Here is a 14,374-nt window from a genome sequence, read left to right as displayed (position 1 = left end):
AGGGAGCGGATGACGCCCCTGCTTTTCCTATTTCCCGGATCCCGGTGACACCTTGGTAGCCCGGTACTCGGTGACGATCGGCTCGAGCTCGTCGGGGGTTGCCCCGTGCATGATCACCGCGTCGGCGCCGTAGTCGAACTCCTGGCGGATGCGGTCCACACACTGGCTCGCCGATCCGGTGGCCGACGGTTCCAGCCATTCGTCGGGAATCAGTGTCGCGATGTGCTCGATCTGCTCGGCACTGGCCTTGTGGTCGATGCCACCCGGGATCGACGTGACCACCGGATCTTCCCGGAACCGTTGCAGCACAGCGGGATCCCAATTGTTGGTGCGCACCATCAGATCGCCGTAGCCCTGCAGATACGTGGCGAGCCGGGCAACGGTCTTCTTCAGCCGCAGTTCCTCGGGCAGGTGGTCACCCACGGTGGCGAAGCAGGACCACACCCGCACGCTGTCGGGGTCACGGCCGGCCTGCTCGGCCGCGTCTTTGACGGTCTTGACCGCGCGCTGCAGTGTCTCCGGGGTGAAGTAGGTGTGCAGGATGACGTCGTCGAACTCCCGCCCGCCCAGGGCCAAGGTCTGCGGTCCGAAGGCCACGATCGCCAGGCGGATGTCCTCCTTGAAGTCCGGGTCGAGGAAGAGCACCTGATACTTGCCGATCGGACCGTCGTGGTTGAAGATCACCTCGCCGTGCCACAGCTTGCGCATGACCTGCGCGAAATCCTCCATCTGCGCGGTGGTCACCGCAGGTACCCCGAACGCGTTGTACATCGCGGCGATGCCGCGGCCGATACCGAGCGTGAACCTGCCCCGGGACAGCCTGTGCATCGTGGTGGCCCACGATCCGGTGATCAGCGGGTGACGGGTGTTGTGATTGGTTGCCGCCGTGGCGATCTGCATGCGTTCGGTCACCGCGCAGGCTGCGCCGACGAGTGAGGACGCTTCCTTGACGTTCCACCGTTCGGAGATGAACGCGGTACCGAACCCGAGTTCCTCACCGCGGCGCGCCTCGTCCATCAGGGCGGCCGGGCCTTCACCGCCCGCACCGGCCAACAGGTAGTAGCCAAGTTCATCGAGAACCGGTTCGCTCATGCCCAAACTCCTTGTTTGTAACCACAATTCCAGACTTCGACGATCCGGCCGTCGACGACGCGGAAGATCTCCATGCTGCTGATCGTCACGGAATTGCCGTCGGGGAAGGTCATCGGCGATTCATAGACGATGGTGACGTGCTCGCCGTCCTCGCCGGCGAGCACCAGGTTGAGGTCGAACCGGATTGTCTCGAACATCGCCCAGTGGTCGACGATGCGCTGGACGGCCTGCTGATGCGTGAGTGTCTGGGCCTCCCCCACATCATGACGAGTCACGCTGTCGCCCATCAGCTCTTCGGCGAGAGCGAAGTCGCGTTTGTTCCACACCACCAAGTTGTAGAGTTCGACGACCTCACGGGCGGTACGCACACTCATGCGAACACCTCCAGGGCATTGATCTCGTCGACGGTCGCAACCGCGCGGTCCACCAATGTCAGGCACAGTTGCCGGGAGCGTTCCGGCATCGCATCCCAGCCGACCAACGTGATGACCGGAAGCACCATCAGGTACGCCACCGCGAACTGGTAATGACGCCAGGCTTCGTCGAACGAATAGTCGGTCAGCCCGTGTCCGGCGAGTTGCTCCAGATAGGCGCGTAGCAGGGCCTGGTCCTGGCCGCGCCGTAAGTCAGTGGGTAGCCCTTGGCTCACCAGGTACCCGATGTCGGCCGCGCCTGCCCCGTGGCTGGCGAACTGAAAGTCCACCACCTTGAGGCGATCTCCGTCGAAGAACATGTTGTCGGCACGGATGTCGCCGTGCAGCAGCATCGTTCGCTCGGTGAGTGCGGTCAGTGCCTGCGGGGCCAGTTCGGCGAAGCGCTCGGCGAACCGGGCGACCGCGGGCGGGACGGCCTGCGACGAGTGCTCACGGTAGACCTGCCATCCCATTCCGAACGCCGGGAGGAACAGATCGCGGGCCATCGGGGTGTCCAGGCTGGGGAATTCGCTGACCAGCGCCGGGGTGGCGTCGGTGACCGACCACGCGTGCAGACCGGCGAGTTGATCGATGGCTACTCGCGCCTGATCGAGCGAAAGCCCGGCCAGGTGGTCCGCATTGACCCAGTGCTGCAGGTCTTCCATCACCAGAACGAAGTCGACGGAACCTTCGGCTATGAGGGCTGTGTACACGTGCGGCGTGGCGATCGGCGCGTGCCCGGCGATCCGTTGATAGAAGGCGAGTTCGCGGCGGTATCCGCCGAGCATGTCCATGGCGCCGCGGGCCTCGGATTGGGCAGGCAGTTTGACGATCACGGTGGGTGGCACCCCATCGCCACTGAGGTGCAGGCGGTACAGCAGTGAGGAGAAACCGCTGTCCATCGCGATCTGCTCGGCACGCATGGCGGTCACAGTGGCGGTGGCTGGGAGGCCCGGGTCGGCGCGCAACGCCTCCGTCAGCCAGTCGGCGGTCACCGCGTCGATTTCGGCCGGAATCCGTGCGGAGTCCGAAGCATGGACGTCGGTCACCATCGCACTCCCAGATCAGTTATTTGACACTAAACAAAAAACATAATTGCTGTGCGTCTAATATGCAATGGTGCCTTCGCCTGAGCGCGGGTTGACCCAACCGCAACGCGTCGAGATGTCCAGTCAACGGCTGCTGCAGGCCGCAGCTCAGCTGATCGTCGAAAAAGGCTGGGAGGCAACTACTGCCGCCGAGATCGGCCGACGGGCTGGGTACAGCCGGGCCATGGTTCATGCCCGCTACGGCAGCAAGGACGCCATCTTGGAGGCCTTCCAGGGGGCGTACGTTGTGCGTCTGAACCCCGATCCCGAACCGGGCGCCACCGGCCTGCAGCAGGTGCTCGCACACTTCGACCGTATCGACGAGATCCACGCCGAGGACCCGGCACTGATGCGGGCGATGTTCGTCTCGGCGTTCGAAGCGGTCAAGACCACTTCCCCACTGCGCGATGCCGTCCGGGCACAGCTGAGCGGGGCCGCGCTCAAAGTCGCGGCTGGCTTGCGGACCGGTATCGGCGACGGGTCGATCCGGCCCGACATCGACCCGGAGGCCGCCCGGCAGGACATCACCGGCTCGGTGTTCGGCATTGCCTACCACTGGGTGGTGTTGCCAGAGGAAGTCGATCTGCACCACGAACTGAATTGTGTTCGAGGCAGGATCATTTCACAGTACGGCACGTAGCGGTTCGAGGAATCGATTCGTCGCAGCCTGCACCTGGGGCGAGAACAGATGCCCGATGTGACTGCCGTCGTGCCAGTGCAATTCGCCTCCCCACCGCTCGTGGAGGGCCAGTGCCGAATCGCGCATCGCCATCCGGTCGTGCCAGGCGCCGACGATCAGGCGACGCTCGGTTTGCGGAATGGTGCCCAGCGGATCGATCACCGAGGTCAGCGCCGTCACGGTGTCGGACTGCAGCTGCAAGCCGGCCTCCCGCCCCGCCGTTCCCCAGCGACCCAGATGCAGGCCGATCATCGTGTTGAGGCCGAGGATGGGCGTATAGACCGCCACTGCGCCGACGCGAGAGTCCAGATGCGAAACCAGTGCCGCCACAGCGCTACCCAGCGACAGCCCGGCCACCGCGATCGACGACGCCTGCGATTCCAGCCAGCCGATCAGTGCCCGCACCTCCGACACCGCGCGCATCATCCCGGCCACATTGGCCAGCGGATCGCGGGCGGGATACTCCGGCCAGGATCCGCGCCGCGGCCCGTGCCCGGGCTGCACCGGCAGCGCCACATTGAATCCCAGGTCGCGCAACTGCCGCACACGGGCCACCAGGAGATCCATCGAGTCGCCCTGACCGGCCCCGTGCACCCAGATCAGCCAGGGACGCGCGTAGTCTCCACATCGGTACAGCCGCACCCTGGCGGTGGCTGCACCGCCGTGCCCGTCGGCCAGGACCGAGGCCGGCAGCGCGGGCTCGTGGTCGAAGATCAGCTCGTCGAAGGTGAGTGCACCGAACCGGCGCGGCCGGATGCGTTTGGCCTGCAAGGAATCCGGGCAGATATGCGCCCCGTCGATGCCGAGTGCACCGAGTTCGTCGGCAGCCTGCCGATAGTCGCCCAGCGGTCGCGGTAACTGCGGCGGCGGTCCGGTCAGCGTCATACCGGTGACCACCAGCTCGTCGAGCGTCACTTCGCCGAGTTGGCGCAGCCCGGTGACCGACAAGGCGTGCCAATCCCGCGCGCCGGCGAGCGCTGAAACAGAACGCGGCACCACGCCAGCGAGCTCCCAGGCGATCCGGGCGGCCCTATGCAACGGTGAATCCCGTGTAGCCGTCAGCGGCGATCGCGTCACAGCGGCGCCGGTACTCGGGGATCCCCGCGGTGTAGCCCAGGTACATCCGCTTCTTCCCGGGCACATTGCCGCCGTTGTACCAGGAGCTGCAGCTCGGGTGCACCAGCACCGTCGGCGCCACCAGGGCTGTGGTGTGCTCGACCCAGTCGGCCTGCGCCTGTGGGGTCGCCTCGATCCGGCGGTGCCCGGCGGCCCTCAGGTACGCGATGCAGTCCGCAATCCACTCCACGTGTTGCTCCAGGGCAGCCACGAAGTTCGTTGCCGCCGAGGGACTTCCCGGCCCCTGGATGGTGAACAGGTTGGGGAAGCCTGCCACGGCCACGCCCAGGTAGGACAAGGCGCCTTCCTTGGCCCAGTACTCCCCCAGCACCAACCCGTCGCGGCCACGCACGTCGATTCGGCTCAAGGCGCCGGTCATTGCGTCGAAACCGGTGGCGTACACAATCACGTCGAGGTCGAAATCGCCTTGCTCGGTGGATATCCCGGTCGCCGTCACCTCGCGGATCGCACCCTTGCGCAGATCAACGAGGGCGACGTTGTCGCGGTTGTACGTCTCGTAGTAGCCCTGGTCGATGATCGGGCGCTTGCACGCGAACGGATGGCTGGGCGTCAACGATGCCGCAGTCAGCGGGTCGGTGACGATGCGGGCCACGGCCTCGCCGTACAGTTCGGTGGCCATCCGGTTGGCGTCGATATCGAAGAAGACATCGCCCCAGTTGAGCGCGCCCATCACGCCGTGTTCCTCGACCGCGCGGCGTTTCTCCTCGGGTGAAGCCGATTTCACCGGCGGCCGCGCAAGCATCTCGAGCAGCACCGAGAACGCACTGAGCCGCGCCGCGCCCACCGGATGGAGCCGTTGGGCGGCGCGGATGTCGTCGTATCCGGCCTTGAGTCCGTCGAGCTCGCCGGGCTCGAACGCGCGCACCTGCCAGGGCAGTGTGAACGCCGGTGAACGCTGGAACACCGTCAGCTGCGCGGCCTGCGCGGCGACCACCGGGATCAGTTGCACCCCGGTGGAGCCGGTGCCGATCACCCCGACGCGCTTGCCCGTGAGGTCGATGACCTCGCGCGGCCAACGGCTGGTGAACAGGGACGTTCCGGTGAACCGGCTCATTCCGGGAATGTCGGGTTCCAAGGGCACCGAAAGGATTCCGGTGGCCGCCACTACGAACGGGGTACGCAGCGTCTGACCGTCGGCGGTGGTGACCGTCCAGTGCGACGTGCCTTCGTCGAAGGTCATCGCGACGACCTCGGTATCGAATGCGATATCGCGGCGAAGGTCGAGCCGGTCGGCGACGAAGTTCAGATACGCCTCGATTTCCGGCTGAGCCGGCATCGTCTCCGTCCAGACCCACTCCTGCTGGATCTCATCGCTGAAGCTGTAGGAGTATTCGATGCTCTCGATGTCGCAGCGCGCACCCGGATACCGGTTGACCAGCCAGGTCCCGCCGACGTCGTCGGCCTTCTCCAAAACCTGCACCCGCAGGCCCTGCTCCCGTAGCCGGTGCAGCGCGTACAAGCCGGAGAACCCGGCGCCGACGACTACGGCATCAAAGGCGAAGTCCGAGTCCTGGGCACTCACAGGTCGATGACCTTCTCGTTGCGGTCCCTGCGGTCGACGTAGAACTGTGCTGCGCGGGCGATGGATTCCGCGGTCGGCGCGGGTGTCCAGCCCAAGTCACGGGCCGCCTTGCCGTGGTCGGCCGGCGACGTCAGCCACATCAGCCGCGCGGCCGTGAGGTTCATCGGAAAATCGGTGCCGAACAACCGATTCGACACACCGGCCAACCATCCGAAGGCATACAGCGGGGTCATCGGGATTCCGAATCTGGGCGGCCGGGCGCCGACGGCCTGCGCGGCCGTGGTGAACATCTCCCGCTGGGACATATACCTTTCGGACACGATGTAGCGTTCGCCGATCCGCCCGTGTTCGGCGGCCCGAATGAGTGCATCGGCCGCGTCATCTATCCCGACCACCTCGGAGCCGGCGCCTCTCACGTATACGGGTAGCTTGCCGAACGCGGCCATCGCGACGAGCGCGCCCTGTCTGGGTTGCCAGTCGGGCGGCCCATACGGGTTGGACACACACATCGCCACGGCGGGCAGGGCACGCTCCCGGGCGTAGGACAGCACCAGATCCTCGGCCTGGCGCCGGGATTCGATGTAGGGACCGCCCTTGCCGCCCCAGTTGAACGGAGTGTCCTCGTCCACGGTCGCGCCGTCGTCACCGACCGCGATGGTTCCGATGGTGCTGAGGAACACGAAACGCTGCAGGTCGGCATTCACCGCCACGTCGAGGACGTTGCGCAGGCCCTCGACGTTGGTGGAGAACAGCGGGGCCGGATCGGCCAGGTGGGCGCGGGTGTCGACGACGCAGTAGAACACCACATCGCGGTCGGCCATCGCCGCCGCCACCGCCTCGCTGTCGAAGATGTCGCCGTAACAGCGTTCGACCTCGACACCGTCGATGCCTTTGGTGGAACTGCTCTTACGCAGCAGTACCCGCACATCATCACCGCGCTCGACGAGTTGGCGGGTGACGCAGGCGCCCACGTTTCCGCTGGCGCCCATCACGAGTACTTTTCGTCGGCGATCCATCCCTGCTCCATCCCGTCTGACGACCAACGATGGATGCTACGGTAATGCTTACAGTATCGTGCCGAAACGGGGAGATCGATGAAGTACACCCTGGAATATCCCAGCGAGCTGCCCACCGCACCTGACGATTTCCTGCAGCCGGAGGTCATCCGCGCGGTCGCCACCCAGGCCGAATCGGCGGGGTTCTCGGCGGTCGCGTTGAGCGAGCATCCGGCTCCTTCGGCCAAGTGGCGGAACAACGGCGGCCACAACACTCTGGACCCGATTGCCGCCCTGAGCTTCATGGCCGCGGCCACCACGCATATCCGGTTGATGACCAATCTGTACGTGCTGCCGTTCCGCAACCCGTACCTCTCGGCCAAGGCGCTCGGCAGCTTGGACCTGGTGTCCGGCGGCCGGCTCATCGCCGGGGTCGGCGCGGGTTACCTGCGATCCGAGTTCGCGGCGGTGGGTGTGGACATCGACCGTCGCGCCGAACTGCTCGACGAGTCCCTCACCGCATTGCGCTCCATCTGGACCGAACCCGAAACACCTTCTTCCGGAGCTGATTTCGCGGCGGTCGGGCCAGTCTGGCTGCAACGGCCCTTACAGCGGCCCCACCCACCCATCTGGATCGGCGGGAACGGCGCCGCCGCGATCCGGCGCGTGGTCGAACACGGTGACGGGTGGATGCCGATCATCGCCGCGGCAGGTATGGCGTCGGCCATGCGTACCGCCGCCATCGAGGACACCGGCCAGTTCGGCACCGCCGTGCAGCGATTGCGCAACCGCCTCACCGATGCCGGCCGTGACCCGGACTCGGTCGACATCCAGGTGGTGTGCCCACCGGTCGAGCTGGATGACGAAGCCTCGCTGCGTCGCGCGCGTGAGGTTCTCGCCGAACTGGAAGACCACGGCGCCACCTGGGCGGTCGTGCATGTGGACGGCAGCAGCCCGGAAGCCGCGCTCGATTACATCAAGGCGTTCAGCGAGGAAATGAATCCTGCTGCAGAGCGCGGTGTCTCGGCATCACGTTCGTAACGCTGTGGCGGTGATCCGCGCGATTTCCCGCCACCGTGTTACGCACGCGGCCAGCGTGCCGGCTACGCAGTCTTGAACTTCAATAGGGTCCTGGTCAGGTGAAGACTGGTGATCTGCCAAGTGCCGTCACGCTTTTCATAGGTCTCGTGATAATGCCCAGCCCCGTGCAGCTCACCGCCATCAGGGAAGTACAACATGTCCTCCATCGCCCAGATGCCGGTTGCGGTGGTGTCAGAAGTCAGCATGATCTCCGGGGTATGACAGTGGTGCACCGTCGCCGCATGCTCTACACCGCCCCACACCACCGGGAAGAACTCGTCGAAGCTGTTCAGCGGTGGGGCGGTCTGCGGATCGGCACCCCCGGTCGACACGGCCATGTCGAGTGTCACCACGACATCGTCGACGAACAATCCCCGCCACGCATCGATGTCCTTGGTGTCCAGGAACCGGCAATACCGGGCCTTGAGCTGCTTGATCGCCTCGATGTCGTCGGTCATAACGCCTCCTCGGTAGCCACCGAAATGTATACCGTAATGACTTCGGGGACCAGCCGCTACCCGCCGCGGTCGGAGACCGCTACCAACGCGCCGGCGCCGGGGTTTCCGTGGATAGCGGACGGTCATAGGACAGGTCGGCTCGGTCGCGGGTGCCGACGAGATAGCCCTTCTCGGTGAAGAAGGACGACTGCAGCACCCGTGCATCGGCGAGGAACATTCCTTCTACGGTCGATCGGCGAACGGAGATGCGCCACTGATCATCTCGGCGCTCCAGCCGGTCAATGTAACGTCCGGTGATGAATTGGGCACTCTTGCCGTCGATTCCGATCAGAACGACGATCACGTAACTCTCCGCATGCGCGGTGTCGCCGTTGATCTCACAGGTGTGCGTGGTGATGTTGTGGGTGTGCACGCGGGATGTTTCAGCGTGGGTCTCGTTGGCCCATGCACCATAGTCGGTTCCCGCATTGACGGCATGACCGTGTTCATCGACGCCGTCAGGATGGTAAGCCGAAGTTATGAGGTCGATGTCGTGCCGGTCGCATCCACGGGCATGGCGGGCAACGCAGTCGAGGATCTCGGTTCGGTCCAGCAGATACCGCACATCTCGCTGAAGCCCATTCAGGGCGGAATCGACGGTCATCGGAACTCCTGCTCAGTCAGGTGAAGGAAACGCGTGTCTCGGACGCACGTTCACGTGCGTAGACAACTCCCGAATTAGACTATACGACCGTACAGCAGTTATCGAGTGTCAAAATGCTTGTATCGACCGAGCGAGGAGACCATGGCAGCATCGTCGCGACGGGTGGGCGCCGAAACGTCCAAGACCAGGGACACTCTGCTGGATTGTGTCGAGCGGATGATGCTCAGCGAGGGCTATGCGAGCGTCACGTACCGTGCGCTGGCCGCAAAGGCCGAGGTGACTCCCAGTTTGGTGCAGTACTACTTCCCCACCCTCGACGACATCTTCGTCGCCGCGATCCGGCGGTACTCCGAACGCGGGATCAGTCACCTCTCCGAGCTACTCACATCACGCGCAGACGATCCGCTGCGAGCCGTATGGGAGTACAGCTGGGATGAGGCCACCGGTGCCCTGATAACCGAGTTCATGGCGCTGGGCAACCATCGCAAATCGATCCGCACCGAGATCGCCAAGGTCACCGAAAATGTGCGCAAGATGCAACTCGACGCACTGATAGCCAAGTTCGGCGAGGACGCTCGGCCGATCGGGGACCTCTCCTTGCCCGCACTGCAGGTGCTCATCTCCGGGCTGCCCAAGTTCCTCAACCTCGAGAAAGGTATCGGCGTCAAAACCGCACATGCGGAGGTCATCGAAGCGTTCGAACGCTACCTGGACCTCGTTGAGCCGCCGGTCTCACCGAAGAAGAAAGCTGCGCCACGCCGGCGTAAGACACAGACCGCGCGCTAGGCCATCCGCGGGCTAAGCGCGCGGCAGTCCGAGTGTGCGTTGGGCGATGATGTTGCGTTGAATTTCTGATGTTCCACCGGCGATGGTCGCTCCAAAACTGCGCAGGTAGCGGGTGAACCAACTACTGGTGTAGCTCTCGAGGTGGTAGGGCGAGAAGGAACCCGTCTGAGCGGGATCGGTAAGCGCGTCGGTACCCGAATTGTTGAAGGCGGCCTCGGCTGCCGCTTGAATCGCCTCGGAGCCCATCAGTTTCAGCACCGACATCCTGGACGGGTCGTCCACTCCCCGGGCGGCTCTGGCGAGCTCCGCTGAACCCATCAGGCGCAGCGCCCAGTCGTCCATGACCAACGTCGCATAGGCGTCGCGGTCCAGGTCCGACGCAGGTCTCCAGTCCTCGATGAACTCGTGCAACCGGTCGGCGTAACTCAGCCACAGCAGGGTCCGCTCATGGCCTAGTGAGCCGCTGGCCACCCGCCATCCCCCGTTGAGTTCACCGACGAGATTGTCGACGGGCACACGCGCGTCGGAGAAGAACACCTCGTTGAAATCGATGTCGTCAGGGCCGCAGGCTGATGCAAACGGCCGGCGGGTCACGCCCGCCAGATCGGTGGGGATCAGCAGGACACTGATGCCCCTGTGTTTCGGTGCGTTCTGATCAGTTCGGACCAGGGTGAACAGCACGTCAGCGTCGTGTGCGCCGGACGTCCATACCTTCTGACCATTGACGACGAAGTGGTCGCCGTCGCGTACGGCACGGGTACGCAATGACGCCAGATCGGATCCGGCCCCGGGTTCGCTCATTCCCAGCGCCGCTGTCATTTCCGCGCGCAGAATCGGTATCGCCCAACGACTCTGCTGTTCCGGTGTTCCGAAGTGGATGAGTGATGCGGCGATGATTCCCACACCTTGGGGATTGAACGTCTGATACACCCGACGGCGAGAGAGTTCCTCGAAGTACACGTACTGCTGAACGACGGTCGCGTTGCGACCCCCGAACTCGGGCGGGTATCCGGGTTGCAACCAACCGTTGTCGAACATCAGGCGCTGCCATTGTCGCGCCCATTCCGGAACGTGCGCGCTCGACGACGAACGCTCCGTGGCTGCGAGCGCGGCATCCGGTAGATGCGTGTCCAAGAATTCCACGAACTCGGCGCGGAATGCCTCCACCGTCGGAGCGAAGTCGAGCTGCACTATGTCTCCTCCTGCGGGTCATCCATGGCTGAACATGCTCCGATAGCCGCCGGCGTGAAGATCATCCGTTCCGGCATTGCGACCTCGTTTCGATTTTCATTCCTGCACGAGTTCGCGCAGAAGACCGTGCGTTCGACGCAGAGATGCCCGCCGTGCGTCGCGGTCAGCGCCGACCGCGACAGGTTGAGCCCAGATGTCCGTCGCACCGGCATCGAGTAGGTGTTGCAGGCCGGCGCGCACTGCATCCTCATCGCCCACAATGGCGAGATCGGCTGCCGACGATCCCCCACCCGCCTCGATGATCCGCTGATAGTTGGCCATGCCGGCATAGCCCTCCGAGGTTGCCGCGACCGCCTGGCGCGCTTCGCGGGTGTCGGAGTGCACCGCGACGGGAAGTCCGGCCACGATCCGGGATGCTGGTCGTCCGGCTTCCTTTGCCGCCTTGAAAAGGCCCGGGGCAATATGTGTTTCGATCGCCTTGGGGGCTGCCATCCACAGCACCACACCGTCGGCGTGCTCACCCGCAATACGCACCATTCTCGGCCCGAGGGCCGCGAGCAGAACGGGCACTCGTTGGTCGACGTTGACCATCCGGCCGTGGCTTCGCAACGACCAGTGTTCTCCCGTGACGTCGATGTCCTCGGCGCGCAACAGGGCGGCGAGGATGCGGAGGTACTCGTCGGTGTTCTGGGCGGCCTGTGCGTAGGACAGACCGAGAACGTCGCGTACCACCGGCTCGTGGGAGGGTCCGATGCCGAGAGTCAAACCTGGTCTGCCCATCGCATTCGACGCGGCCGCAACCCGGTTTGCCTGCAACAGCGGATGACATGGATAGGTCTGCAACACTGCGGTGCCGAGTTCTATCGATGAGGTCGCACGTCCGGCGATCGCCATGGCCACCAAGGGATCCCCCGCGACAGCGCTGGCGTACCACAGCGCACTGAATCCGTCGGCCTCGGCCTGCTGAGCCTGACCGATGATCTTGTCGACCGTCGATCCGCTGCCGGTCAAGCCGATACGCATCGCCACACCCTCAACGCATCACGTGCGTGTACTGGCGGGGCGGATGCACATCGAACATGTCGCGGTACGACGGTGGTTGACGGCCATCCTCATCGGCGATGCCGTACTTGACGGCGAGTTCCGCGCCGATCAGTGTCTGCCCGGTGACCTCCATCAGATCGGGATCGTTGTACAGCGCCCAGATGACATGCCCCGTCAGCTCGGGTGTTTCAGCGGTATCAAGGATGTGCCCGAACTTCTCGGGTTTGGCGGCGATGATCTTGCGAACTCGGTCGGTAAGCAGTGAACCCATCCAGATCGAAACCGCGGCAACGCCGAACTCGCGCAGATCGAAGGCCATGTCAGCGGCCATCTTGTCGGTCGCCGCTTTCGGCACGCCATAGGCAGGACCAAATGCGTAGTGCACGGCACCTGACGACGACGAAAAGGCAACGAGCCCTTTGTGTTGCGGGAGCATCAGCGGTGCCGCGTGGACGGTGGCAACATAGCTGCTGCGCAATCCGACGTCGAACGTGTCGATCACGTTGATCGGCTCTTCCCAAAACTTGGTCCGGCCCATCATCTCGTCGCGGATGATCGCCGCGTTGTTGACCAGGATGTCAACCCGGCCGTGGTCGCGCGCGATCTGCCCGAACATCTCCTCGACCTGACCGTCATCGCCGTGGTCTACTGCGACTGCGATCCCGGTTCCGCCTGCGGCCGTTACGCGGGCGGCGGTCTCGTCGATCGTGCCCGCTTGGCGTTTCGGGGTGCTGTCGCGGGTGCGCCCGGTGACATAGACGGTGCAGCCGTGGCTGCCGAGCGCCTGAGCTATGCCTGCGCCGGCGCCTCGACTGGCTCCCGTTACGACGGCGACCGGTGTGGTGCTGGTCATTCTTGCCCTTCCAGACGTGATTCAGTCGGAAATCTTCGCTGCTTCTTTGAATTCCGTGATCGGCCGCGCGAGTCCCTGTTCATCACAGACGAACTGCAGCTTCTCCACGGTCTCGGCAACACCGGGTCCCAGCCGTTTTCCCGGCGTGAAGCCGGCCGGCAGATGACGCATGCCCTGAATGACGCCGATGCTGTCGTAGTGGACGGTGCCCGCTGCATCGCATCGGTAATCCGGCATACGGTCGAGCACGGCGGTGAGCATCGACTTGAAGACGGTCCGTGCCACGTTGGAGCCGATGCACCGGTGTACGCCGAGACCGAAGCTGAAGTGGCGGTTGCCCTTTCGGTCGAGAATCACTTCGTCGGGATCGCTGAACACGGCAGGATCACGATTGGCCATAGCCCAGGACAGCCAGAGTCGCTCGCCCTCCTGCAACACCGCGCCACTGAGGTTCATATCTTGCGCGACCGTCCGGGCATCACCGGGTGCCGGAGTGAAATAGCGAAGGAATTCCTCGGTGGCGGGATTCAGCAGATCCGCACGGCTGGTGCTGAGGCGTGTCCTGTCACGAGGATTCTGGGCGAGCCACTCCAGGGCATGCGCGGTGAGGGCTGTCGTGGTGTCGAAACCTCCGCCGATCAGCAGATTGAGCATCCCGATCAGTTCGATATCCGGGGGTGCTTCGCCGTCGATCCGTAGATTCGCCAAGGCGTCGATGATTCCCGGTCGGGGTTGTTCCCGTATCTCCACCAGATTGGTGAACAGGTCTACGCCCATGGCCATGTACTGTTCACGCACGCGTGCGGCGTCCGGCGAGTCAGGCGGCGTGTACACCGAAGCGTGCGCAGGCTCGTTGTAGAGCGTCCACTTGTCCAGCCGCACCCCGAGCATGGCCAGGGTCAAAACAGCCGGCACCACGTTGGCCAGATCGTCGACGAAATCGATCTGCCCGCTCTCGATGTGGTCATCGATGCATGCCCGAACGATCTCATCGACGAAGGGTTCCCAGCGCCGCACCGCCGCCGGTGAGAGGTACGGATTCAGCGCGGTGCGATAGAAACGGTGTTCGGGGTCATCCATCTCCAGCATTCCGCCGCGGAAGTTCTCCGCATCGACCATCAGCGGTATGGAGATGCCTTTGTACCCGCGCCGTTCGTTGTGCACGTCGTGGTCGTTGGAGATGTGTGGACACCGTGCGAGTTCGAAGACCTCGCTACTACCGGCAGCGACCCAGTGGCCGTCGTAGGTATCGGTCCAGGCGATCGGGCACTTGCGCTGCATCTCGTGGGTGATGTCCAGGAAGTTCTCACGGTAGTCCGACCGGTGTCGGTCGAAGTGGAAGCGCGGCGGCCCAGCGTGATTCGAGGAGTCGGCAGCGCTGTCGGACAAGGTG

Annotated in this window: 15 protein-coding genes; 3 read left to right on the top strand and 12 right to left on the bottom strand. The window is 64.4% G+C overall.

What is annotated here, in order from left to right:
- Positions 1-27: 27 nt before the first annotated feature.
- The 3 genes from AB0I14_RS31485 to AB0I14_RS31475 are packed head-to-tail and all read right to left on the bottom strand — an operon-like array spanning position 28 to position 2,557.
- The gene (locus tag AB0I14_RS31485; protein WP_358030714.1) at positions 28-1,092 is read right to left on the bottom strand and encodes a TIGR03857 family LLM class F420-dependent oxidoreductase; all 1,065 of its coding nucleotides are present in this window, start codon (positions 1,090-1,092) and stop codon (positions 28-30) included.
- A complete protein-coding gene (locus AB0I14_RS31480) occupies positions 1,089-1,466 on the bottom strand; it encodes a nuclear transport factor 2 family protein (protein ID WP_358030712.1) in 378 nt (125 codons plus the stop codon). The genes AB0I14_RS31485 and AB0I14_RS31480 overlap by 4 nt, the downstream gene beginning before the upstream one ends.
- On the bottom strand, positions 1,463-2,557 hold the full coding sequence (locus AB0I14_RS31475; protein ID WP_358030710.1) for a phosphotransferase: 1,095 nt from the start codon (positions 2,555-2,557) through the stop codon (positions 1,463-1,465). The genes AB0I14_RS31480 and AB0I14_RS31475 overlap by 4 nt, the downstream gene beginning before the upstream one ends.
- 64 nt (positions 2,558-2,621) lie before the next feature.
- On the opposite strand from AB0I14_RS31475, the gene AB0I14_RS31470 reads away from it, so the two are divergent.
- Complete coding sequence (locus tag AB0I14_RS31470; protein WP_358030706.1) at positions 2,622-3,233, top strand: TetR/AcrR family transcriptional regulator; 612 nt, start codon at positions 2,622-2,624, stop codon at positions 3,231-3,233.
- On the opposite strand, the gene AB0I14_RS31465 is transcribed toward AB0I14_RS31470, so the two are convergent.
- Genes AB0I14_RS31465 through AB0I14_RS31455 form a run of 3 tightly spaced genes read right to left on the bottom strand, consistent with a single transcriptional unit; the run spans position 3,216 to position 6,947 of the window.
- The gene (locus tag AB0I14_RS31465; RefSeq protein ID WP_358030905.1) at positions 3,216-4,271 is read right to left on the bottom strand and encodes an alpha/beta hydrolase; all 1,056 of its coding nucleotides are present in this window, start codon (positions 4,269-4,271) and stop codon (positions 3,216-3,218) included. The genes AB0I14_RS31470 and AB0I14_RS31465 overlap by 18 nt on opposite strands.
- A gap of 31 nt (positions 4,272-4,302) precedes the next feature.
- Positions 4,303-5,931, bottom strand: a complete 1,629-nt coding sequence (locus AB0I14_RS31460; protein WP_358030703.1) for an NAD(P)/FAD-dependent oxidoreductase — start codon at positions 5,929-5,931, stop codon at positions 4,303-4,305.
- Positions 5,928-6,947 carry an NAD-dependent epimerase/dehydratase family protein gene (locus AB0I14_RS31455; RefSeq protein ID WP_358030700.1) on the bottom strand — a complete coding sequence of 340 codons (1,020 nt, stop codon included), beginning with the start codon at positions 6,945-6,947 and terminating at the stop codon, positions 5,928-5,930. Before AB0I14_RS31455 ends, AB0I14_RS31460 begins: the two co-directional genes overlap by 4 nt.
- Before the next feature lie 78 nt (positions 6,948-7,025).
- Between AB0I14_RS31455 and AB0I14_RS31450 the strand changes: the two genes are divergently transcribed.
- Entirely contained in the window at positions 7,026-7,967 is a 942-nt protein-coding gene (locus AB0I14_RS31450) for an LLM class F420-dependent oxidoreductase (RefSeq protein ID WP_358030697.1), read from the top strand.
- 62 nt (positions 7,968-8,029) lie between these two features.
- Here AB0I14_RS31450 and AB0I14_RS31445 read toward each other — a convergent pair whose 3' ends face one another.
- Both AB0I14_RS31445 and AB0I14_RS31440 read right to left on the bottom strand, forming a co-directional pair.
- A complete protein-coding gene (locus AB0I14_RS31445) occupies positions 8,030-8,464 on the bottom strand; it encodes a nuclear transport factor 2 family protein (RefSeq protein ID WP_358030694.1) in 435 nt (144 codons plus the stop codon).
- A 79-nt stretch (positions 8,465-8,543) separates the two neighbouring features.
- Entirely contained in the window at positions 8,544-9,107 is a 564-nt protein-coding gene (locus AB0I14_RS31440; RefSeq protein WP_358030691.1) for a nuclear transport factor 2 family protein, read from the bottom strand.
- Positions 9,108-9,248: 141 nt separating this feature from the next.
- On the opposite strand from AB0I14_RS31440, the gene AB0I14_RS31435 reads away from it, so the two are divergent.
- Positions 9,249-9,893 (top strand): TetR/AcrR family transcriptional regulator, encoded by a 645-nt coding sequence (locus AB0I14_RS31435; protein ID WP_358030688.1) that lies wholly within the window; start codon positions 9,249-9,251, stop codon positions 9,891-9,893.
- Between the two features lie 12 nt (positions 9,894-9,905).
- On the opposite strand, the gene AB0I14_RS31430 is transcribed toward AB0I14_RS31435, so the two are convergent.
- The 4 genes from AB0I14_RS31430 to AB0I14_RS31415 all read right to left on the bottom strand — a co-directional run bounded on the left by AB0I14_RS31430 (position 9,906) and on the right by AB0I14_RS31415 (position 14,370).
- On the bottom strand, positions 9,906-11,084 hold the full coding sequence (locus AB0I14_RS31430; protein WP_358030685.1) for an acyl-CoA dehydrogenase family protein: 1,179 nt from the start codon (positions 11,082-11,084) through the stop codon (positions 9,906-9,908).
- Between the two features lie 96 nt (positions 11,085-11,180).
- Positions 11,181-12,107: a TIGR03564 family F420-dependent LLM class oxidoreductase gene (locus AB0I14_RS31425; RefSeq protein ID WP_358030682.1), complete on the bottom strand. Its 927-nt coding sequence runs from the start codon at positions 12,105-12,107 to the stop codon at positions 11,181-11,183.
- Positions 12,108-12,117: 10 nt separating this feature from the next.
- On the bottom strand, positions 12,118-12,981 hold the full coding sequence (locus tag AB0I14_RS31420) for an SDR family NAD(P)-dependent oxidoreductase (RefSeq protein ID WP_358030679.1): 864 nt from the start codon (positions 12,979-12,981) through the stop codon (positions 12,118-12,120).
- A gap of 21 nt (positions 12,982-13,002) precedes the next feature.
- Positions 13,003-14,370, bottom strand: a complete 1,368-nt coding sequence (locus tag AB0I14_RS31415; protein ID WP_358030902.1) for a cytochrome P450 — start codon at positions 14,368-14,370, stop codon at positions 13,003-13,005.
- Positions 14,371-14,374 lie beyond the last annotated feature (4 nt).

It is taken from the genome of Mycobacterium sp. NPDC050441 (genome assembly GCF_040655355.1).
Classification (GTDB): domain Bacteria; phylum Actinomycetota; class Actinomycetes; order Mycobacteriales; family Mycobacteriaceae; genus Mycobacterium.
This window is presented reverse-complemented; position numbering and strand designations above follow the sequence as displayed.